Below are 21,383 nucleotides of genomic sequence, written 5' to 3'. Positions count from 1 at the left end.
TCGCGCTAAAGCAGCTTCCTCTGACTAGCTGTTACGCCGGCGCAGATTCGTCAGCCAGCCTCCAGCAAGCAGCATCACAGAAGCCACTGCGAGACCGCCAAACACACTGGTGCCCGTCAGCGGAAGCGACTTTCCACTCTTCGCAGCTTGCGCCTTTCCAGCCGGGTCCTTCGCCGCAGGTGCCTTAGCATCAGGCGCCTTGGCATCGGGAGCCTTAGCATCAGGCGCCTTCGGCTCGGACGGCGCCGGCTTATCTGCGACGACGTCGGAGGCGTTAGCATCCGGCGCTGGCGCAGGTTCTGGCTCAGGTTCCGGCGTAGGCGCTGGTTCCGGCTCAGGTTCCGGCTCAGGTTCCGGCTCAGCCGCGGGCTCGGCCCACTGGGCATAAACCTGGCCGTTCTTCACGTACACGTATGCGCGGTAGTAGCCACGTGCACCCAACGGTGTCGGGGCAAGCAACGTGTAGCGGCCGTCCGCCAAACCTGCGGGCAGCGTGACGACCTCGTCGACAACACCATTGCCATTGGCCGTCAGCTTGGTCTCGAAACCGTCCACAGACGCGCCATCTGGCCCGACCAATTTGAGCTCGACCTCGGCGTTCGCCCCGAACGCCGCGTCGCTCACGCCGTCGTTCTCATTGGAGTACACGCGCACCTTCAGCGGCTCGTCAGCAACATCCGCAACGAAAATACCCGTAGCGAACTCTTCCGACGCTGTCACCGCATTCGACACCAGGTGGTTGGAGGTTTGGCCAGTTGCTTCCACGCTGTAGCTCTTAGCACCCTCGGCAAACGGGACCCACAGCACCCCGGCCACATTGCCGCTTTGATCGGCGACGACGTTCTGGGAATCCTGCGCGATAACATCCCCGGCCGCGTTGTAGACGAACACGTTCACCGCAACTTCTTCACCGGTGATGAAGCTACCTGCAACGCCGCCTTCTTCGAAGGTGATCGGGTTGTGGGTCGGCTGCGAGGAGTAGCGGATGCGGTCACCCGGGCGCGGATTGTGCGAGTACAGAGCTTCACCCACATACTGGATGCTCAGGTTCGATCTCGTCAGCTGGGCGTCCTTGGTGGCGGTGTTGTAGACGACGTCGCCCGCCCCGCCCATCACATCAGATGCGCGGCACTCTGCCACTACGGTGTACTTGCCAGCAGGCCACTGGGAAGCATTTTGTTCACCCTTGCGGCTGTTCAAGCTCGTCTTAACGGTACGGTCACCGAATTTGATGGTGACGCGCACATTATTCTGATTCTGCACGGCACAGCCGTCGACGTCCCACGAGAACGTACGGCCATGGGCCGATTCGCTGAATTCAGCCTTAGTGATGCTCAGCTGGTTGGCCGGATCTGCGGCAGGATCAACCGGCGCAGGCGGAGTCGGCGTCGGCGTAGGAGCCGGAGCTGGTGCCGGTGCAGGTGTCGGATCGACCTCAACCGACTTGCTGACCTTCTTCGGGCTCAACCACAGATAGTTACACACGCCCTCAATCGTGTATGTTCCAGCTGAGTCAGCCCCAAGGGCAAACTTACCCGGCGTCGTGATCGACACCGGCGAGCCATCCTTGGTAAGCGTGTACGTCGGCGTCGGGCTCTCCCCCAACACAGTCGGGCAACCAGCACTCGACCACACAAGCTCACCCTGCTCACCAGGGCCACCAACCTGTTCGAAGTTCACATCGAACTCAGTCGGAGCCGGGGCCGGCGTCGGCGCAGGAGCTGGTGCTGGTGCGGGAGCTGGCGCCGGTGCAGGTGTCGGATCGACCTCAACCGACTTGCTGACCTTCTTCGGGCTCAACCACAGATAGTTACACACACCCTCAATCGTGTATGTTCCAGCCGAGTCAGCCCCAAGGGCAAACTTACCCGGCGTCGTCACCGACACTGGCGCGCCATCCTTGGTAAGCGTGTACGTCGGCGTCGGGCTCTCCCCCAACACAGTCGGGCATCCAGCACTCGACCACACCAACTCGCCCTGTTCGCCAGGACCACCAACGTGTTCAAACGACACAGTGAATTCGTCTGCTGCATAAGCCGCGGTCGGTGCTAGCACAGTCACCGACAGCATCACCGCAGCCAGTGCGCCGAAAGCTCTTTTAAGAACTCTCATAAAATCTCCAATGATTAGCATGCTCTCAAACGGCGGCTCCAGTGAACCGCCACCCAGTTAGGCTAGCCTAACCAAACCGCCTCGCACTAGTTGCAATCATTGGATTTAGCTAACACCTCCTATCCGTGCAGGTCAGCCACGGATAGGAGGTGCCAGCAATTCGGAATCGCGCGGAAGTTTTAGGGAACTTTATGCGTCCACTTATCGGTGGTGAACTTCGTCCGCATCAGCTCTTCAGCTTGGCGCAGCTCGTCGTCCGTGAAATCGGATTCCCGAGTGTCATAGCGCTCCGCGAAAGTTTCCAGGAACGAATCGATGATGTCCTCACGGGCCATGCCGGTTTGCGAGCGCATCGGATCAACCCGCTTGTTCGCAGACTTTGTGCCCTTATCCGAGAGCTTTTCCCGGCCGATACGCAAGACGTCAAGCATCTTGTCCGCATCGATGTCGTAACTCATCGTCACATGATGGACCATCGAGCCGTCAATGAACCGCTTTTGCGCTGCACCACCAATCTTGCCCTTATCAGAGGCGATGTCGTTGAGCGGCACGTAGCGTGCGTTCACGCCCACCTTCTTCAGCGCGGCGATCACCCACTCATCTAAATAGGCATAGGACTGTTCAAAGCTCAGCCCCTCCACCAGTGCGGTTGGCACGATCAATGAATAGGTAATGCAGTTACCGGCTTCCATAAACATGGCACCGCCGCCGGTGATCCGGCGCACCACACGCATGCCATGGCGCTCGAGGGCTTCCTGGTCGATCTCGTTCTTGTACGACTGGAACGAGCCGATCACAACCAGCGGATCGTCCCACTCCCAAATCACGAGTGCGGCTTCCCGCTCCCCCTTCGCTACCGAGCCGGGTAGCACCTGGTCGAGTGCCACGTGCATTGCCGGGTTCATCGGTGCGCGGTGGATGACGTCAAACGTGAGGTCATGCCACGACACGGCTTTGCCGAGCGCACGGCGTACAGCGATCCCGACGACGTCGGGCGTGAACCCGATCAGCTCGGCATCGCCTGCGGCCCGTTCAATCGCTGCTGCCATGTCCGCCACCGACGAATCGGCCGGCATGCCATTGAGCGCATCATTCAGATCGTCGATCACCGTGTCAGGTTCCAGGAAGAAATCCCCCGAGATTGACACGTTGGCAAGCTTGCCGTCGTCGACGTCGACGTCAACGGCGACCAGCTTGCCGCCACTGACCTTGTATTCTCCACGCATATCTGTCTTCTCGCCCCTTAGTTGTTACCGAGCACGACGCCGGCCCACGAATTGTGAAGCGATTCCTGGTCGGAGGGCTGGAACAGACCTGCGAGCACGTCACGGTACAGGCGGCTGAGCTCATGGCTATTCGAATACGAAGCACCACCGCACGAGCGGATTGACTCCTCGACGGCGAACAGCGAAGCTTCCGACGCCGCATTCTTCGCAGCCGACAGCTGCGGATACCACATGGCACCCCGGTCGACCTTCGCGTCAAGATCACGAGCAATGAGCGTAACTTCAGCCTGAGCAGAGTTCATCCGGATCGCCGCGTCAGCAAGACGCCAGCGGATCGCCGGATCGTTGGCGTAGACGTCGTCGTTAAGAACTGAGCGGCGCTTGTGCACATGTTCGGCTGCCACCTCAATCGCACGCAGGCCAAGGCCAAGGTACGTGGCAGCAAGGAACACTTCGAACCATGCGAAAATTCCGAACACCACCGGCTCCATCGACGGCCCGGGCTTGACCTTGCCAAGCACCTGATCCGGGCGGGCATAGGCACCGTTGAGCATCGTCGAGTTCGACTGCGTGCCGCGCATGCCGATCACGTCCCAGTCATCCTTAATCTCAATCTTGTCCATATCCCGATCGAGAAGCGCGAACACGGACGTGCCACCGTCTTCCTCCGAATGCCCATAGGTCATCAGCTTCGTCCACGCCGGGGTCAACGACGTAAAGACCTTCATGCCGGTAAACGAGTATCCGCCGTCGTCTTCCTTGCGCGCCTCGGTGATCGAACCGAACAGCACGCGATCATTACCCGGCTCGGAAATTCCAAACGCGTAGAGCTCGCCATTCGCTGCTCCTTCAAGGATCTGCTTACCCGCTTCTACCCCGTTATCGATGAGGTGGCGCGCCAAGCCCACGATAATTTGGTGCATGTTAATCCCAAGCGCAGTGGCTGGGGCAGCCTTCGCTAACTTCGTCTGGTTCTCACAGATTTCTTCCGTGGTCAGCCCCGCACCGCCGTACTCCTTCGGCACGAACGCCTTCAAATAACCGGCAGCCTTAAGATCTTCGAAATCCTGGCTCGGGAACGCGTTATCCCGATCCACCTGATCGGCTCGCGATGCGATCTTTTCCAGCAGTTCATCAGACAAAAATGCCATGGCGTTCTCCTATTCAACAGTCACATAACAAACGTCGTCATTTTATCCGAAAACGCTCGGCGAAAATATTAAAATGTGCACATTGTCGGCGTCTCATCTCAGGGCGAAAACGCTGGTCAAGCAGTTTCTGGCGTTCGCGAGCGCCATGAGCACGCACCACGCGCCTCGTCTGCTCACCCGCTTACTGCGGACTCATGCGCACACGTTCTTGCAGTTCGGCGGTGAGCGCAACCGGACTTTCCTTCGTAGGCGCCGGTTCACCGTCGCCACGGACCTGAACCAACGCCTGCTCACCTTGACGTTCGACGACGGCGACGCTCGCCCCGGGCACAATACCCGCAGCCGTCAGCTCGCGTAACAAGTCCGGATCCCGATCCGACACCTGTTCGACGACGCCGTGGCTCCCCTCCTCCAGCTGCCGCAGCGTTCGCCCGGACAACGGCTCCACCTCGCCGCTCGCGCTCGGAATCGGATCACCGTGCGGGTCACGGGTAGGGAAACCCAAAAACTTATCCATGCGGGCCACGAACCTGTCCGTCAAAGCGTGTTCCATCACTTCGGCGTCGTCATGCACCTCGTCCAGTTCATAACCAAAAACGGTCACTAGCAACGTTTCTAGCAGGCGGTGCCGGCGGACCATGTGCGTGGCAAGCGCACGCCCACGCTCGGTGAGCGCCACACCCGCATAGGGCTTGTAATCCACAAGGCCATCGGCTGCCATTCTCTTGACAGCCTCGGTTACAGTTGACTTCTTCTGGCCGGTACGGGCAACAAGATCACCCATGGAACTCCGCCCGCCCACATACCGATCGTTGTCCCACAGAGCCTTGAGATAGTCCTGATGGGCATCAGACAACCCAGCTAAACCCGAGCGAGTATCCATGTTCACAGTCTACAAAATCGCCTCCGGTTGAGTTCGTTCACGCGTGAGAACTAGGATCATTTTGTTCAACCGCATGAACAATTGAAAGTAGAGAAGAATGAAGAAACTATTTGCACTTCTTGCGGCATCAGCCCTCGCGCTGAGTGCCTGCTCCTCCGATAAGCCGGAGGCTGAATCGACTGACACGAAGGAAACCACGGCGGCAGCCGAAGAGTCGTCGCTGAAGATCTACGCGACCACCGGCTACATTGCCGACGCCGCGAAGAACATTGCTCCGGATGCCGAAGTTATCACGATGGTCGGCCCAGGCGGCGATCCGCACACCTACACGCCGTCCACCAAGGACATCGAGGCCATGCGCGATTCGGACATCGTGTTCTCCAACGGTCTGCACCTTGAAGCCCAGATGGAAGACCAGCTCGCCTCGCTTGGTGACGCCCACCTGGCCGTCGGCGAAACCCTGCCGAAGTCTGATCTCCTTCCGTGGGAAGACAACACCAACGATCCGCACGTGTGGAACAGCCCCGACCTGTGGTCGCAGGTTGTTGACGCCATGACGGACAAGATCGCAGAAGAAGATCCGGACAACGCTGACAAGTACCGCGAGAACGCTGAGAAGTACAAGGCTGACATCGACGCCACACACAAGGAAGCAAAGGAGAAGCTTGACAAGGTCAAGGAACCGCGCATCCTCATCACCGGCCACGACGCCTTCGAATACTTCGGCAAGACCTACGATCTTGACGTTCACGCCACCGACTTCATCTCCACCGAAGCCGAAATCTCGGCCACGGAGATGTCCGAGCTCGCAGACCTCATCGCCAACAACAAGGTTCCGGTGATCTTCATGGACAACACCGCGAACCCGCAGGCTATCGAATCCCTGAAGGAAGCCGTGCACTCGCGTGGCTGGGACGTGAAGGTCTCCGACGTCGAACTGTTCGCTGACACGCTCGGCGAATCGGCACCGACCGACACCTACCTTGGCGTCCTCGAGCACAACTCCTCGGCTGTCGCGAAAGAGCTGAGCTAACAATGAGCCACCCAGTCGTTTCCACTCGAGATCTGACGGTTTACTATCGTGACATCCGCGCACTCAACAATGTGAGCGTAGATATCACGAATGAAGGTATCACCGGGGTGATCGGCCCGAACGGCTCGGGCAAATCCACGTTCCTTAAAGCGCTCGTCGGCCTCGTCCCATCAACGGGCGAGATCACGACCAGCGGGGTGCTCGGCTACATGCCGCAGTCCGCGTCGGTCGACTGGGATTTCCCGGTCACCGTGTACGACGTCGTAGCGATGGGAACGTATCAGGATCTCGGCTGGTTCGCACGGCTGGGTGGTAAGCATAAGGCACGGGTTGAGGCGGCGTTGGCGGACGTGGGCATGAGCCAGTTCGCCTCCCGCCCGATCGGTGCACTGTCCGGCGGCCAGCGCCAACGGGTTTTCTTGGCCCGGGCGCTGGCCCAACAGCCGGACGTCCTCCTTTTAGACGAGCCGTTTGCCGGCGTCGACGTCGCCAGCCAGGAGGCGATCGAAAAAGTTCTCCGGCAGCTCACCGATACAACTATTGTGCTCGTCCACCATGACCTAGCCGACGTCGCCGAACTGTGTGACAACGTGGTTCTTCTTGATGATGGCGCGCTCGTTCACGCCGGCGAGTTCGACCACGAGCAGGTGGCCGCTACTTTTGGCACGCAGGTGGATACTCCGTGACAGCTATTTTTACGGATCATACATATATGGTCACGTTCGTTGGCTCGATTTTGATCGGGGCGACGGCGGGAGCGCTCGGCACGTTCGCCTACCTGCGCAAACAAAGCCTGATCTCCGACGTGATCGCACACTCGTCCTTTCCCGGCGTGCTTGGCAGTTTCCTGCTGTTCACCGCGCTCGGCCTGCCCTCGCGGAGCCTGCTAGGTTTGATGCTCGGCGCGCTCGCCACCGGCGTGTTGGCCGTATGGCTCGTAAATTTTATCGTGGCTCATTCGAAGGTTAATCGCGACGCCGCGATGGCCGTGGTGCTGTCCACCCTGTTCGGCGCGGGCTACATGATTTTGCACTACATTCAAAAAAACCCGATCCCGAACAAGGGCGGTATTGATTCCGTGTTGTTCGGTAACGTTTCTACTCTCACCCTTGGCGACGTGCGACTCAGCGCAGCGATCGCCGTCATCGTCCTCATCGTGGTGACCGTGTTCTTCCGGATTCTCGCCACCTATTCTTTTGATCAGGATTTTGCCACCGTGCTCGGTCTGCGCGGCAACAAAGTAGACGCGCTACTGTTTTCACTCATCGCGCTCGCCACCGTGGTCGGGATCAAAGCTGTTGGCCTGGTGCTCATGGTGGCGCTCGTCGTCACCCCGCCCGCTATTGCACGGCAGTGGACCCGGCGTGTACACACCATGTTCATTCTTTCTGGAGTTGTTGGCGCGATCGGGTGTGCTGTGGGCTCCTACCTGTCGATCAAATATGGCCCGCTGCCCACCGGCCCAGTGATCGTGGTTGTCCTGTTTATTGGCGTCGTGTTTTCCGTGCTCGTTTCGCCTCGGCGCCGCACGGCGATGGCGGAGGTGTAAGAATGTTTATTCTTGGTGTTTTCGCCCTGGCACTGATGACCGCCGCAGCTTGTTCCCTGCCCGGGATTTTCATGGTGTTGCGTAAAAACTCGATGTTGGTGGATGCGATCACGCATTCGATTTTCCCGGGCGTGGCGATTGGTTACCTGCTCACGCGTGACCTGCAGTCTCCGCTATTGATCGTGGGAGCTGCTTGTGCTGGTCTCGCCGTCGTCTACGGGACGCAGGCTCTGGCCCGTACCCGCATGCTTGCTGGCGACTCGTCTATCGGCCTAGTTTTCCCGGCGATGTTTGCGGTGGGCGTGCTTATCACCTCGGCCGGATTCTCCGGGATTCACTTCGACACCCACGTGGCACTCGTGGGCGATCTCAACCTTGCCGCCTTCAGCCGCCTCGAAATCGGCAGGCACGATCTTGGCCCGTCCTACTTCTATACAATGCTGGCGGTCTTCCTCATTAACCTGCTCGTTACTCGCGCGCTGTACCACCAGCTGCTGGCCTCCACGTTTGACGAAGACCATGCCCGCAGCCTGGGCATTAATACTGCCGTGCTGAGCTTCATCCTCATGACGATGGTGGCCGTGACCGCCACCGCGGCCTTCAACGCCGTTGGTGCGATCCTCGTGATCGCAGTGATGATCACCCCAGCGGCCACAGCCAAGGTGATCTCAAAGACGATGCGGCAAATGTTCGCGTGGACGATGGTCTTCGCACTCTTCGGTGCGGGCGCAGGATTCTGGATCGCCTACCACTTGGACACGGGTGCATCGGCTGCGATGGCGGTGGTCTACGGCGTGCAGTTCTTTATCGTGCTGGTCGTTGACGCGTTGCGTACACACTCGCGCAAGCCCCAGCTCGCCACCGAAGCGGCGCAGCGCGTCGCGTAGGAGCGCGGGCTGACAGGCCGCTGTTTTCGTACCTCCCCGAGGCTCATTCGGCGTCGTTATCGCTGCGGTTCGCCGCGCTTAAAATTGAGCCTGTGAATCACGCTGTTACTACGAAAGCACCTGTTAGCACTGCCCCGCGCCGACGCCGTCGCCCCGGCGCACGTACGTTCGTCCGCTGGCTACCGCGCGTCTTTTATGTGCTGGCTGCGATCAGTTTCCTGCTCGGCTTTATTAACACCGATAGTCTGATCGGAAACATTGCGCTCACGATTTACGTGTGGCTGCTGCCGTTACCGTTCGTGGGCTACGTGAGTGCGAGTATTTATTTGATCCTCGGCTGGGCTCTCGCACGCCGCAAGCGCGCCGCATGGCTATTCTTGGTCATCACGGGTGTGCTCATGGAAATCATTGTGGCGTTGGCGCTCGTGGGCACGCTTGCCGAGCCTACCGTGAACGGCACGGTTCTTGCTTCCCTCGTGTCGAACATGGTTGTAGTGGGCGCCCTACTTGTGGCGCTCGTGGTCTACCGCGCTGAGTATCAGGTGAAGGTGCGCCCAGGAAATTTCGTGCGCGCGCTTCTCGTGCTCGCCGGCGGGTTCGCGGTCAGCCTCGCACTCGGCGGAATTTTACACAGGCTGGTTTTCCACACTCCCGAGCGCTACGGGAACGTTATCCGCGAGTTCATCGTGTCAGGCCGCCCGCTGTTGGGCAACCACTGGCTATGGTCGGTCATCTCGTTTATGCTCGCCCTGTCCGTCATCGGCGCAGTCGCAACGCTCATGATGAGCCAGCGGAAACAGGCGCTCATGACCCTCGACGAGGAGCGCGAGGTCCGCCGCCTGCTCGCCTGCTGCAGCACGGATTCGCTCGCCTACTTTTCCACCCGGCGCGACAAGTCAGTGTTCTTCTCCGATGACTGCGCGATCACCTACCGCGTCGTGGCCGGCGTCTGCCTCGCATCGGGCGATCCGATCGGTCACGAAAAGCACTGGCCGAAAGCCATTTCGGAGTTCATCGAGATGGCGCACTCCTACGGGTGGAGCCCCGCCGTCATCTCGGCGTCGAAGGCCGCCGCGAGCGCATACCAAGCCGCCGGGCTTAAGGTTCTCACGCTCGGTGACGAGGCGGTGTTGCATTCGCAGACGTTCCGCCGCAATGAGCATCACGACGTCGAACGCGCAGTTCGCCGCTTGGAGCGGCTCGGTTACACCCTACATATTCGCCGGCACGGCTCGATACCGCAGGCCGAGCTGGACCGCCTGAGCGAGCTTGCCGACGAGTGGTTGCACGACGCCGACGAGCGCGGCTTTTCGATGGCGCTCGGACGGCTGGGCGATCCGGCAGATACTGAGTGCATTATGGTGGAGGCCCGCTTCCCAGACGATCACGAGTTGGCTGGGCGCACGGCCGGGCTACTGTCGTTTGTGCCGTGGGGTGCAACCGGCGCGTCGCTCGACGTCATGCGCCGCCACCCCGATGCCGCACCCGGCGTCACCGAGTTTATGGTGGTCGGGCTGCTGGAGAAGGGTTCCGACGTCGGGGTGTCCTCGCTGTCGTTGAACTTCGCGGTGTTGCGTGAAGCGTTTGCGAAGGGCGCGGAGATCGGCGCTGGTCCGCTCAAGCGCGCATACCGCAAGATCCTGCTTTTCCTGTCGCGTTGGTGGCAGCTGGAATCGCTCTACCAGTCAAATGATAAGTACGGCCCGGATTGGGTACCGCGTTACGTGTGTTTCGAATCGGCGCGCACGTTCGCCCCGACGATGTTCGCCATGGGCGCCGCCGAAGGCTTCGTGAACGCCCCGTTCGGCCTGTTTGATGTTCACCAGGCATCGCTTACCGACGACGAGGCCGCCTACGTGCTCGAAGAAGCCACGGTCAAGCCTGCGGAGGCCGACCCGGTGGCTAGGCCCGAGATGGTTGAGCAGCGCCTGGCCAAGCGTCTCCGGTTGCTCGAGACCGGTATCGAACCTTATCCCGTGGGCGAGCCGGTCACCGATACGTGTGCGGATACTGACGGTGCGGCGACGATCGCCGGGCGGGTCATGCGTCTGCGCGACCACGGCGGGGTCGTTTTCGCGGACATCCGCGACCACAGCGGTGATCTGCAGGTTATTTTTGAGCGGGGCGACGCCGGTGCCGCGGTGCTCGATAGTTTCGCTGCGACCGTGTCGATTGGTGACATGGTGAAAGTCAGCGGGCAGATTGGCGCTTCGCGAAATGGGACTCGCTCGCTTCTGGCCTCGCGCTGGCAGCTGGTTGCGGCGTCGCTCCACCCACTGCCGAACAAGATCGGCGGGCTGAAGGATCCGGAGACTCGCGTGCGCCAACGCTACCTCGACCTCATCGTTAATCCTGGCCAGCGCGACCAGCTGCGCGCCCGCTCGAACGCGATCCAAGCCGTTCGTGAAACGCTGCTCGGCCGTAACTACCTCGAAGTTGAAACGCCGATCTTGCAGCCCGTTCACGGCGGGGCGAACGCGCGCCCGTTTACCACGTTCATCAACGCCTACCAGATGAACCTCTACCTGCGGATCGCGCCGGAGCTCTATTTGAAGCGGCTCATGGTGGGCGGGATGGACCGCGTGTTTGAGATCGGGCGGAACTTCCGCAACGAGGGCGCCGACGCCACGCACAACCCCGAGTTCACGATGCTCGAGGCCTATCAGGCTCACGCCGACTACAACGTCATGCGTGAAGTGGCCCAGTCACTCGTGCGCGAGGCCGCGCTGGCGGCGAACGGGACGTCGGTCGTGCGCGGAACGGTGGACGGCGTCGTACACGAAGTGGACCTGGCCAGCGAGTGGGAGGTCATCTCCGTCACGGACGCAATCAGCCGAGCGACCGGCGAACACATCGATGCCGACACTCCGCTTGCCGCTCTGCACGCCCTCGCCGACCAGCTCAAGATCGCTTACGATCCGCGGTGGAACTGGGGCACGCTCGTCACCGAACTATACGAGCACCTCGTGGAGGGAACCACGGTGGCCCCCACGTTCTACACCGACTTCCCAGCCGACACCTCGCCGCTGACCCGCCCACACCGCACCGAACCTCGGTTCGCCGAACGCTGGGACCTCGTGGGATTCGGCATGGAACTTGGCACAGCCTATTCCGAGCTGACCGACCCGGTCATCCAGCGCGAGCGCCTGACCGCCCAGTCCCTGGCCGCGGCCGGGGGCGACCCGGAGGCCATGGAACTCGACGAAGCCTTCCTGCTCGCCCTCGAACACGGCATGCCACCGGCCGGCGGGCTCGGCATGGGGCTGGACCGGCTGGTCATGTGGCTGACCGACACCTCCATCCGGGAAACCCTCGCATTCCCGCTGGTTCGCCCGCGGTAAACTCTATGGCCATGAAGAAGAATGGCACGCCCGTGCGCGTGCAGATCACGCCGGGCAAGATCGCGTTCGCGGTGCTCATCGCCGTGCTCTACAACTCGTGGGTGTGGTGGACCGCGACAGGCTCCCACTCCCCGTTCATCGGCTACCTGTCCGAGCTTGCGGCGAAGGATCAACCGGCGTCGTGGTTCTTCCGCAGCGCCGACTGCCTAGCGGCGATCACCGTCGGCGTGCTGGCAATCGTGGGAGCGCGCCGCTGGCGGGGCTGGCTGGGTGCAGCGGCTGGTTATTTGTCCGCAGCGTTAGGTGCCTTCGCCGTGTTCACGGTGGTCGACGCCGTGTTTCCGATGCCCTGTGCGACGACGTTCGACGCGGCCTGCAAAGCACGCGAGGCAGAAAACTTCTTCGCACCCGAGTTCTTCATGCACACCGCGGCCTCGACGCTCGTGGGCACGGCCATCATGGTGTCGGTTGCCGTCGTGTGGTGGGTACACAGGTCTCGTGGCGTACTAGCAGTGGGGCTGCTCATTGGAGGCGCCATGCTGGCCACGATCGCGATCGCCTTTACGGTTGGCCGCGGGCACGGCATCTGGCAAGCAATACAAGTTCTTGCCACGACGGGCTGGTTTGCCTACCTAATCTTCCACCTCGACGCAGATTCCAGCCTTGACGCCCGTTTCCACCCAGGCGCTCGGCGGGTGGAGGCACCATGATGCGTGGGCAGGCGAGTACCGCAGCGGGGTTTCCGATCCGGATCTATCGCGGAGGCGACGACGCCGACCTACCGCCGGCGGTGTTCGTCAATGGTTGTGCGCTCACGTCTGAGCTATGGGAGCCCGTCATCGAGCGCCTGGCTGGTCGCCAGTGGCTGGCCTTCGACCGGCCCGGATTGACCACTCCCCTGGGATCTAACGCGAACGTTCGGGGGCTACGTGCCCTTAATACGCACGTGAAAATACTTGAAGAACTGGCCGCCAGCTTTGACCGTCCTGTGGTACTCGTTGTCCATTCGATGGGGGCCATTCACGCCGAGGCGCTCGCGCGCACCCGGCCCGAAGTGGTGGCGGGCATCGTGCTCGTCGACCCGTCCGTAGAGCCGAACGTACGGCGAGCGCTACCGGCAGGCCTAGCCGCCTGGGTGGGCCAGCTCAAGCATCGCGCGAAACTATCCGCATTGGGCGGGCGAATAATCCGCGGCGGATCCACCCTGGCAACCCGCCTATCTCGTGAGCAACTGCCACAGAATGCACACCCGGTCTCAGTGCGCGGGAGTGCCCTCGAGTGGCTGCATTTTCGCCCGCACGCCAACGCCGCCGTCGAACTTCGCGCCCGCCACGGGCTACCCAAGATACCCGTTCGCGCGCTGCTCGCTCCCCCGCGGCTCGACGGCTTAACCGAGATCTGGGTCGGCGCCGCGTCCTACGATGCGCAGCTCTACGACGACGCCCGGCACCTGCTCATGCTCGACTACCCGGATGCGGTCGCCCGCGCTATTGCAACGCTTTAGCAGCTCAGTTTCCTGTTAGCTGCCATCTACGCGATTCCGTCAGCGCCTGCGTGAAGTCGGCGAACTCGCCAGGCTCGTTCGCCAGTTGCTCGGGCGTGCCACGCTGGGCGATCCGCGCGCCCTCCGGCGTCGGCTCCAAGAAAATCACCTGCGCGGCCTCCTTGATCGTGGACAGCCGGTGTGCCACCACGATCACCGTCCGCCCCTCAGCCAGTTCGGAGACCACCTGCGCGATGGCCGACTCGTTTTCGCCGTCGAGCGACGAAGTGATCTCATCGAGCAGGAGGATCGGCGCATCTTTAAGGAACGCGCGGGCGATGGCCACCCGCTGGCGTTCGCCACCCGACAGGCTCTTGCCCGCAGGACCCACTTGGGTGTCCCAGCCGTCGGGCAGCGCGTCGATGACCAGATTGAGCCGGGCCCGTTTGGCCGCAACCTCGAGCTCGGCGTCGGTAGCATCGGGCTTGGCGATCCGTAGATTCTCCCGGATCGACCCGTTAAACAGGTAAACGTCTTGGAACACCATCGCAACACGCTCCATGATGTTGACCGAACCGATGTCGCGCACGTCTTTTCCGCCGATCGTGACCTTCCCGCTATCGACATCCCAGAAGCGGGCTGCAAGGCGCAGCACCGTTGACTTGCCCGAACCAGACGGGCCGACCAACGCCGTCACGGAACCCTGGGGTGCCACGAACGAGATGTCGTTAAGGACTGGCGCCCCGTCGTCGTAGGCAAAACTCACTCCGCTAAATTCGATCTCGCTGGATTCAGGCTCTTGTGCCTGTTCGGGGGCGGGTTCGGGAAGCGGTTCGGCGTCGAGAATCTCGATAATCGCGCGCATTGCCACTTCGGTTCGGTTCGCTTCCGTTTGGAACATGGCCACCTGGGTGAGCGGCAGCAGGGTGCGGGCGACGACGGCGACAACGACGAGGAACGCCACCGGATCGAGCTGCCCGCCAGACACGAGCGCCCAGCCGACCGCGACCGCGATAGCAAACGTCAGGATGACCACCCAGTTAAATCCCTGTGCCGGCCGGCCCGACGCCCGCAAACCCGCGAGCGTGGCATCCGAATCTTTGCGAAGGGCGTCTTGCAATGGTTGCCAGTCCGCTCCCACTCCAGTCGCCCGCAACACGGGCTGGAGCCGTGCGAACTCGATCATTCGCCCTGCGGCCTGTTCCGCCGTCGCGTCCGAACGCTCGTTAGCCCGGGTGATCGACCCAGACATGGAACGCCAGATCAGCGCCAACGGGATCGCAGCCAAAGCCATGATGAGCGCAAGCCGCCAGTCGATAAATGCAGTTGCGATCACCATGACGGACGGGACGATGATCGCGTTCAAAATGTTAGGAATCACGAGTGAGGCCAGGTGCGAAAGCACGGAAACGTGCCGCGACAGCGCGTTCGCCACCGCCGCCTCCCGCTTCGCGGTGAACCAGCCCAGCGGAAGCCGCAGCACGTGGTCGGCCACCCGGTCGATCATCGTGTCGCACACCTCGTATACGGATATCCGGTACGAACGGATCATCGCATACATATCAACGACGGCGGCGGCCACGCCCGAGATCGTGATCGCGATCAGCCAGGAGGTCGTTGACTCCGACCGGGAAAATAGTGCTTGTAGAAACGGGATCATGAGGGCGAGCGTCACGCCCTGGAGCACCGCCGATAGCGAGAACCACACCACCGTGGCCCGCAGCTCGGCTGCGTTAATCACCCGCGTCATTAAATTCCACATTTATGCCTCCCCGCCTTGTTCGCCGACTGCTGCAAGTTGCTGGGCGTCCCACATCTTCGTGTAGGTTCCGCCCGCGGCCAGCAAGTCCTCGTGTCTGCCGCGCTCGGTGATTCGGCCGGAATCGACCACGAGGATCTGATCGGCGTCTTGGATCGTCCACAGGCGGTGGGCGATCATGATGACCGTCTTGCCGCGCGCCAAGCTGTTGAGCGCCCGGTGGATTTCCCGTTCCGACTGCGGGTCAGCCTGCGCTGTGGCTTCGTCCAGAATCAGGATTGGGCAGTCTTGCAAATACGCGCGGGCCAGCGTGATCCGCTGGCGCTCGCCGCCCGAGAGCAGGCCGCCCTCCTCCCCGAGGATCGTGTCGTAGCCGTTGGGTAGCTGGCAGATCCGATCGTGGATGAACGCTGCTTTCGCTGCCTGCTCGATCTGTTCCCGCGTAGCTGTTGGGTCGGCCATCGCGATGTTATCCGCTACCGAATCGTTGGTGAGCGCCACGTCTTGCAACACGACGGCCACCTGCGAGAGCAACCACGAGGAATGAGCCTCCCGCACGTCGACTCCCGAGACGCGGACGGTCCCCTGGTCGACGTCGTAGAAACGGGCGATGAGACGTGCGATCGTCGTCTTCCCACCACCGGATGGGCCGACCAGTGCGGTCACTGTACCAGGCTCGACGGTGAACGAGACGTCGTCGACCACCGGCGTTCCTTCCTTGTAAGAAAACGTGACGTCTTCGAATTCGACCTTGCCAGGTTCTGGGCCTGTGCCGTCCGTCTTGTTGCCTTCCGGCATGTCGTCTTCGGTAAGCAGATTGATCGTGTTCTGTGCGGCCATCTGTGCGGCATACAGGTGCTGCGTCATCCCGATAAAAGTTGAAAAGCCGGCCGGGATTCCCGGCGTGATGAGGAAGAACGGCAGCGTGTCGGACAGCGGCATCCAGCCTTGGGAAACGAACCAGGCCGCGGCTAACGCCGTCGTCACAAAAATCGTGGACGGACGCCACAGCGCACCAAGCACGCTTGTCACCTTTCCTGAACCACTTGCCCACTCGTAAGAAATGTCCGAGTACGTCTGCCGTGCTGTGGCGACGTTCGTGCGCGTGATGTCGGTGGCTTGGAAATTCTTGATCTCTTTAATACCCTCGAGCATCTCTACGGTGGCAGATGACAGGTTTGTTTCCGCCGCGCCGAAGCGCTCAGTGAGATCGCCGTAGCCGCGCATCTGAGCGCCGACCACCACAGTGAGCACAATCCACACGCCAAGCAGCAGGCTCATGAGCCGCCAGTCCACAAAGAACAAGTATCCGGCGCCGACCAATATGGACACGACCGCGTTCGTGAAGTCCCCAGGCAGGTGGGCGACGATTTCGTGGATGGCGCCCGTGTCATCACACACCATTTTGCGAATTCGCCCATGCGGCAACTGCGAGACCTTACCAAGTGGCATCGAATCGATTTTCGCGACGACATCCGTGCGCAGCCGATAGCGCAGCTTCGCCTCCGCCACATGTGTGACGCCGAGTCCGCCAAGATACAGGATTTGCCCAAGGCCGAGCGCTACGATCGCAATCACCACCCACACCCACGGATCAGTAATACCTGCAATCGGTTGCCCGTCTGCAAAATAGATGACCGCCAGCTGTTGGAAAGCCACGAAAGGAATCAGCGTGGCTATTGCACCTAGGGCAGTCATGATTGCGGAGAGAATCATCGCCGGATGTGCCGGGCGAGTGAGGTCATTAACCGTCATATCAGTATCGCTTTCTAGCGCTCCGGCCAGTGAAAAATCCGGGCGCACTACTTAGGTTAGCCTTACCTAATGCTGCGCGCGGAAAATGAGAGCAGGCTAACGCTCTATGTCTGCGTATTGCGGGTGTTTTGCGGTGGATTGGATGCCGGCCGGGCCGGTGCGCAACGAAACGGGAGCTAATGATTGAGGATTACAGATTTGCTGCACATATACGCAAGGTTTCGCAAAATCTCAAGAGTTAGCTCTGCCGCGCGCTGAACCCGAGACCCATAACCTGCCAAACACTTGTGTTTTGTCCATTAAGTCTAAAGGGCTAATGGACAAAAGGGACGCCACCCCGCTGGTTGTAACCACCGACGGCCAACGCGGAGCACTAGCAGCTATCAAACACTGCTGGCCAACTAGCCGTATCCAACGCCGTCTAATCCTCAAGGGATTCCACTACAGAATCAGCTCTAACAGTGGAAGGGGAATGGGGTTTGAGCGTGTGGTGGATTTCCATGCCTAGAGCTACAGCATACTCACGCAGGGTGCGCACACGTGGGTTAATCGATCCGCTTTCGAGCCTGGACAGGTATCCCTGGTCAGTCTCCATGAGGCGGGCAAGATCAGACTGAGAGACGCCGAGGCGCTTGCGCTGTGCGACGAGCTCGCGCAGCAGCTTGTCGTCGCGGTCTATCTGTTCGCGAAAAAGTGTGAAGAGCTGCTCATCCGTGAGCTGCTCTGCGGGAGTCTGTGTCATCGGAGTTCTCTCCCCTTCTGATGGTCTCGATGTCAGTATTCCACACCCGCAACCATATTAATGTCAAATTTGACATATTTAACTAAAGAATTTCACCTTACGACCATCACACAAGCGAATGAACGCATTTTGATCTTCTGTCTTTGCGATGTCGACGTCTTTAACTAGCCCGCCGAGCGAAACAAGTAGCGTAGTTGCCACTGGCTCAACATAGTAGATGCGAACTCGACACCTGCGCCTCGCCAAATAGAACGGTTCAGGCACGCGCAAGAACATGACGTCTGGATTCAGTGCGGTACGCCCTGAATCTTTAGGTCCAGAAGGGACGATGCTGTCAGGAAACTCTTGACTGAGCTCACCGCAGCTAGCGCGTTCAAGGAGCCGGTCAACCTCAGCTAACATGCCGACGACTTTGAATCGCTGGGCGCCGATGTCCTCTGCTTGAGAGTAAAGATCTTCGCGGATCCAACACGCCATATCGCGCCAACCTCGAGGCGGCAGAATACGTCCGTCGAACTGCTCTCCTGGATGGCGCCATTCGTAGGGTGCACCGTCAGCCGTGGCAACGCGCAGTTCGTCGTCCGAGTGAGAAACCTTCATGCGCGATCACTACCCCTGCGATGTTCGTTTGCCGCACTCTTGGCCTGATTGGTTTCCAACAAACGGCGCTCCACATTCGCTCGAGTGCAGGAGCGGTGCAATGTCATCTACTACGGATTGGCCTTCGGACTCGGCATGCTTTACTTCGCGCTCCGCCTCTACGATAAGTTGAGAGACGCTCACACCAATGACATCGGCTATCATGTACAGCTCGCCGAGACTTGCTGGAGGAGTCGCACCGCGAAGAATGGTAGAGACGCGGTTTTGGGACATGCCGACGCGCTTGCCGATCTGGGTATGAGTAACACCCGATGCAGTAACCGCTTCCTTTAGCAGCTCCCGCATCGCGTTATCGATTGGCTCCAGTTCCTTCTTTTTCCGCGCCATGGAATCATCGTAAACCCATTTCGGCAGCCATGCAATCCATTTAGGTTTGAAAGCCGCGGGCCGGTAGCCCACTTGAATTAGGGTGCTTCCCGAACTTCGGAAAGCACCCTAATACAAGTGGGCGATGCATATATGGAAAAGCAACCCAGCTGCGATTCCGTCGGTTGAGGGTATGGACGTGCCCGACTGGTTGACTGATAGGACGATGGACAAGGTCATAAACTACGTTTATCTGAACACGCATACTAGTAGAGTTAAAGTGCCGATGACGAAGGATTGGAGAACGGATGGTTCAGGGTATAGGCTCCCAACCGCTGTTGGAACGTTATCGTGTTGAGATCCTTCCCAAGCTAGGTGGTACTTATCGAGACTCTATTGAGGGTGATCAGCTTGCGGGCGAAGTGTCTTGGGAACTTGATGGCTTTCTTCAGTTTGCTTTGCTTGACGGTGTCGAAATACCGAAGGAGCTTCTTGATATTACCGAGGATGAGGTTCGTGGTGGTTGGGATCCGGAGTTGACCGAGCGGACGCTTGGCTGGATCGCCAAACACCGAGAGAAAAACACCGGCGCCTAGCCGATCGCACTACTGGTTTTCACCCCACCGAACGGTGGGGTTTTGTTTTCCCATCCTGCACGCGGTGGATTTTTGTATGCCCGCACGGAAAGAAAGAAGGTTGACCATGGACGAACCCGGTTTTTCGGCCGTGAAGAATTTGAAGCGATGATGATCATAGATATAGCAGAAAACGTCTTCCTTTACAGGAAGTAATGTGTTATGTTCTAGCAGAGGGGGAAACGAGGCCAGTTCGCCAACTTTTTAGGACAGGTGCTCGCCCCCTCTCACATGCGTTCTGAACTTACTTACCCCACGTTCAATTTTCTATCCGCAATGAGAGGGTTAGCCCGTGTCAGAATCGCAGCCCAAGGTTCCCAGCCTCGTCGATCACGATGTCACTGTCAGTGAGCTCGACCCAGTCTTGGTCTGGCCGATCGAGGAACCGCAAATAGAATCGGCCATCCTCAGTTTCCAGTTGGGTAAGGCCCGCCGCGAAGCGAGCCATCGCCTCATGCTTCGCCATAGCACTAACAAGCTCCTGGACAGTTTGAGCCTGCTCGACGACATGCCCGTACAGTGTAGCGCCGCGGTGAGCAACGAAACGGGAGCTAATGATTGAGGATCCCCGGTTTGCTGCACATATACACAAGGTTTCGGAAAATCTCAAAAGTTAGCTCTGCCGCGCGCTGAACCCGAGACCCATAACCTGCCAAACACTTGTGTTTTGTCCATTAAGTCTAAAAGCGTGTGCCCCGCACTTATCACTGCGCGTGGCACACGCTTGCTTTGTCGGCTAAGCGCCGGTAGTTTCTAGTTCTTGTTGCGATTGGCCATGCCGGCAAGCACCATGACGATAATCGCACCGATGACAGCGAGCACGATGGTGCTGAGCGACCATGGATCGTTCATGACACCTTCGATTCCCTTGCCGCCGATGAGGCCCCCGATGAATCCGCCGACGACAGCGCCGATGACGCCGAGGACAGCGGTGTGCAGAAAGCTCATAGGCTGACTACCAGGCATGATAGCTCGGGCAATAAGGCCAACGATTGCACCGATGATGATCCAGGAAATAATGGCCCAGAGAAGTCCCATGTGAATCTCTCCTAATGTTGTAGCGCCGCTCTTTTCGCGCCACGAACCCGAGTCTACCCTTTCAACCTTAAAAATAGGGATCCTGTTCCACCCGCGGCCGTCCGCACCTTGTCGCTGCAGTAGCGCAAACGCGCAGGATGGCAGGCAGTTGCGACATTACTAAAGTGGCGCTGTCGAGTAGATTTTGGGTTGATTAAGGGCCAGGCCTAGGTCTCTAACCGTGGGCTGCCGGGGTGATACTGTGGGCACCTCCCGGCTGTCGGAAAGTGCCCTTATCCAAGTGGGAGATGCAAACATGGAAAAGCAACCCACCTACGCACGATTATGGCAGACTGTGCACGCACAAACAAACGAAAACCCCGCTAACTCAACGAGTCAGCGGGGCGCCTAGTGGAGATGGGGAGAATTGAACTCCCGTCCGACGATGCAAAACCCAAGACTTCTCCGGGTGCAGTCTGCTGCACGTTGTTTTCAGCTCCAGCACTCACGCAGACGAGTTGCTGACAAACATAGTTACCTAAAGTCGATCACATCCCGGTAACCCGAATGTGATCCAGTGGCTTTCAAAAACGACGCCACGAATCTAGCGTGAAAGCGACGCTAGTGTGACGGACTTCTTTAAGTGCGCTCGCGCTTAGGCAGCGAGGGCGAAGTCAGACTTCTGCTTGTTGGCAGTTATAGTTTGCAAAGATCGTTTAAGAGATGACTTTGCATCCTCTACCCGCTTCCCTTCGGCAGTCATCGCCGTCGAAACCGATCATCCCCATATTTTGTTGTGAAACAACGTCGCCATGAAGGCGTGTTCACACTATACAACGACGCC

General features: G+C 59.7%; 20 protein-coding genes and 1 other RNA gene. 8 read left to right on the top strand and 13 right to left on the bottom strand.

What is annotated here, in order from left to right; genetic code table 11:
* Window positions 1-24 precede the first annotated feature (24 nt).
* The 4 genes from EL234_RS09375 to EL234_RS08410 all read right to left on the bottom strand — a co-directional run bounded on the left by EL234_RS09375 (window position 25) and on the right by EL234_RS08410 (window position 5,372).
* Window positions 25-2,112, bottom strand: coding sequence for a hypothetical protein (locus EL234_RS09375; RefSeq protein WP_164712455.1), 2,088 nt, complete (start codon window positions 2,110-2,112; stop codon window positions 25-27).
* A gap of 179 nt (window positions 2,113-2,291) precedes the next feature.
* Window positions 2,292-3,338, bottom strand: coding sequence for a lipoate--protein ligase family protein (locus tag EL234_RS08420; protein WP_126417030.1), 1,047 nt, complete (start codon window positions 3,336-3,338; stop codon window positions 2,292-2,294).
* A 17-nt stretch (window positions 3,339-3,355) separates the two neighbouring features.
* Window positions 3,356-4,489, bottom strand: coding sequence for an acyl-CoA dehydrogenase family protein (locus EL234_RS08415; RefSeq protein ID WP_126417029.1), 1,134 nt, complete (start codon window positions 4,487-4,489; stop codon window positions 3,356-3,358).
* A 181-nt stretch (window positions 4,490-4,670) separates the two neighbouring features.
* Window positions 4,671-5,372 (bottom strand): metal-dependent transcriptional regulator, encoded by a 702-nt coding sequence (locus EL234_RS08410; protein WP_126417028.1) that lies wholly within the window; start codon window positions 5,370-5,372, stop codon window positions 4,671-4,673.
* 97 nt (window positions 5,373-5,469) lie between these two features.
* On the opposite strand from EL234_RS08410, the gene EL234_RS08405 reads away from it, so the two are divergent.
* The 7 genes from EL234_RS08405 (at window position 5,470) to EL234_RS08375 (ending at window position 13,686) form a co-directional block, all read left to right on the top strand.
* Window positions 5,470-6,405: a metal ABC transporter substrate-binding protein gene (locus tag EL234_RS08405; protein WP_126417027.1), complete on the top strand. Its 936-nt coding sequence runs from the start codon at window positions 5,470-5,472 to the stop codon at window positions 6,403-6,405.
* A gap of 2 nt (window positions 6,406-6,407) precedes the next feature.
* Entirely contained in the window at window positions 6,408-7,091 is a 684-nt protein-coding gene (locus EL234_RS08400) for a metal ABC transporter ATP-binding protein (RefSeq protein WP_126417026.1), read from the top strand.
* Window positions 7,092-7,117: 26 nt separating this feature from the next.
* A complete protein-coding gene (locus EL234_RS08395; RefSeq protein ID WP_126417025.1) occupies window positions 7,118-7,954 on the top strand; it encodes a metal ABC transporter permease in 837 nt (278 codons plus the stop codon).
* 2 nt (window positions 7,955-7,956) lie between these two features.
* Entirely contained in the window at window positions 7,957-8,841 is an 885-nt protein-coding gene (locus EL234_RS08390) for a metal ABC transporter permease (RefSeq protein ID WP_126417024.1), read from the top strand.
* Between the two features lie 92 nt (window positions 8,842-8,933).
* Window positions 8,934-12,182: a bifunctional lysylphosphatidylglycerol synthetase/lysine--tRNA ligase LysX gene (gene lysX, locus EL234_RS08385; RefSeq protein WP_126417023.1), complete on the top strand. Its 3,249-nt coding sequence runs from the start codon at window positions 8,934-8,936 to the stop codon at window positions 12,180-12,182.
* 11 nt (window positions 12,183-12,193) lie between these two features.
* On the top strand, window positions 12,194-12,892 hold the full coding sequence (locus tag EL234_RS08380) for a DUF998 domain-containing protein (protein WP_164712453.1): 699 nt from the start codon (window positions 12,194-12,196) through the stop codon (window positions 12,890-12,892).
* Window positions 12,889-13,686 carry an alpha/beta fold hydrolase gene (locus EL234_RS08375; RefSeq protein WP_126417021.1) on the top strand — a complete coding sequence of 266 codons (798 nt, stop codon included), beginning with the start codon at window positions 12,889-12,891 and terminating at the stop codon, window positions 13,684-13,686. The genes EL234_RS08380 and EL234_RS08375 overlap by 4 nt, the downstream gene beginning before the upstream one ends.
* 4 nt (window positions 13,687-13,690) lie before the next feature.
* On the opposite strand, the gene EL234_RS08370 is transcribed toward EL234_RS08375, so the two are convergent.
* From EL234_RS08370 to EL234_RS08350, 5 genes are all read right to left on the bottom strand, one after another.
* Window positions 13,691-15,427 carry an ABC transporter ATP-binding protein gene (locus EL234_RS08370; RefSeq protein ID WP_126417020.1) on the bottom strand — a complete coding sequence of 579 codons (1,737 nt, stop codon included), beginning with the start codon at window positions 15,425-15,427 and terminating at the stop codon, window positions 13,691-13,693.
* On the bottom strand, window positions 15,428-17,179 hold the full coding sequence (locus EL234_RS08365) for an ABC transporter ATP-binding protein (protein WP_126417019.1): 1,752 nt from the start codon (window positions 17,177-17,179) through the stop codon (window positions 15,428-15,430).
* Window positions 17,180-17,600: 421 nt separating this feature from the next.
* Window positions 17,601-17,921, bottom strand: coding sequence for a helix-turn-helix domain-containing protein (locus tag EL234_RS09505; RefSeq protein WP_126417018.1), 321 nt, complete (start codon window positions 17,919-17,921; stop codon window positions 17,601-17,603).
* A 78-nt stretch (window positions 17,922-17,999) separates the two neighbouring features.
* Window positions 18,000-18,521 carry a hypothetical protein gene (locus EL234_RS08355; protein ID WP_126417017.1) on the bottom strand — a complete coding sequence of 174 codons (522 nt, stop codon included), beginning with the start codon at window positions 18,519-18,521 and terminating at the stop codon, window positions 18,000-18,002.
* A gap of 9 nt (window positions 18,522-18,530) precedes the next feature.
* Window positions 18,531-18,980 carry a helix-turn-helix domain-containing protein gene (locus EL234_RS08350; RefSeq protein ID WP_206750437.1) on the bottom strand — a complete coding sequence of 150 codons (450 nt, stop codon included), beginning with the start codon at window positions 18,978-18,980 and terminating at the stop codon, window positions 18,531-18,533.
* 215 nt (window positions 18,981-19,195) lie between these two features.
* Here EL234_RS08350 and EL234_RS08345 point away from each other — a divergent pair, with 215 nt between their 5' ends.
* A complete protein-coding gene (locus EL234_RS08345) occupies window positions 19,196-19,483 on the top strand; it encodes a hypothetical protein (RefSeq protein ID WP_126417015.1) in 288 nt (95 codons plus the stop codon).
* On the opposite strand, the gene EL234_RS09370 is transcribed toward EL234_RS08345, so the two are convergent.
* The 4 genes from EL234_RS09370 to ssrA all read right to left on the bottom strand — a co-directional run bounded on the left by EL234_RS09370 (window position 19,480) and on the right by ssrA (window position 21,325).
* Entirely contained in the window at window positions 19,480-19,641 is a 162-nt protein-coding gene (locus EL234_RS09370; RefSeq protein WP_164712451.1) for a hypothetical protein, read from the bottom strand. The genes EL234_RS08345 and EL234_RS09370 overlap by 4 nt on opposite strands.
* Before the next feature lie 176 nt (window positions 19,642-19,817).
* The gene (locus tag EL234_RS09365; RefSeq protein WP_164712449.1) at window positions 19,818-19,988 is read right to left on the bottom strand and encodes a hypothetical protein; all 171 of its coding nucleotides are present in this window, start codon (window positions 19,986-19,988) and stop codon (window positions 19,818-19,820) included.
* A 287-nt stretch (window positions 19,989-20,275) separates the two neighbouring features.
* A complete protein-coding gene (locus tag EL234_RS08340) occupies window positions 20,276-20,560 on the bottom strand; it encodes a GlsB/YeaQ/YmgE family stress response membrane protein (protein WP_126417014.1) in 285 nt (94 codons plus the stop codon).
* A gap of 388 nt (window positions 20,561-20,948) precedes the next feature.
* Window positions 20,949-21,325: a transfer-messenger RNA gene (gene ssrA, locus EL234_RS08335) on the bottom strand.
* Window positions 21,326-21,383 lie beyond the last annotated feature (58 nt).

The sequence above is a fragment of the Trueperella bialowiezensis genome (assembly GCF_900637955.1).
GTDB lineage: Bacteria > Actinomycetota > Actinomycetes > Actinomycetales > Actinomycetaceae > Trueperella > Trueperella bialowiezensis.
This window is presented reverse-complemented; position numbering and strand designations above follow the sequence as displayed.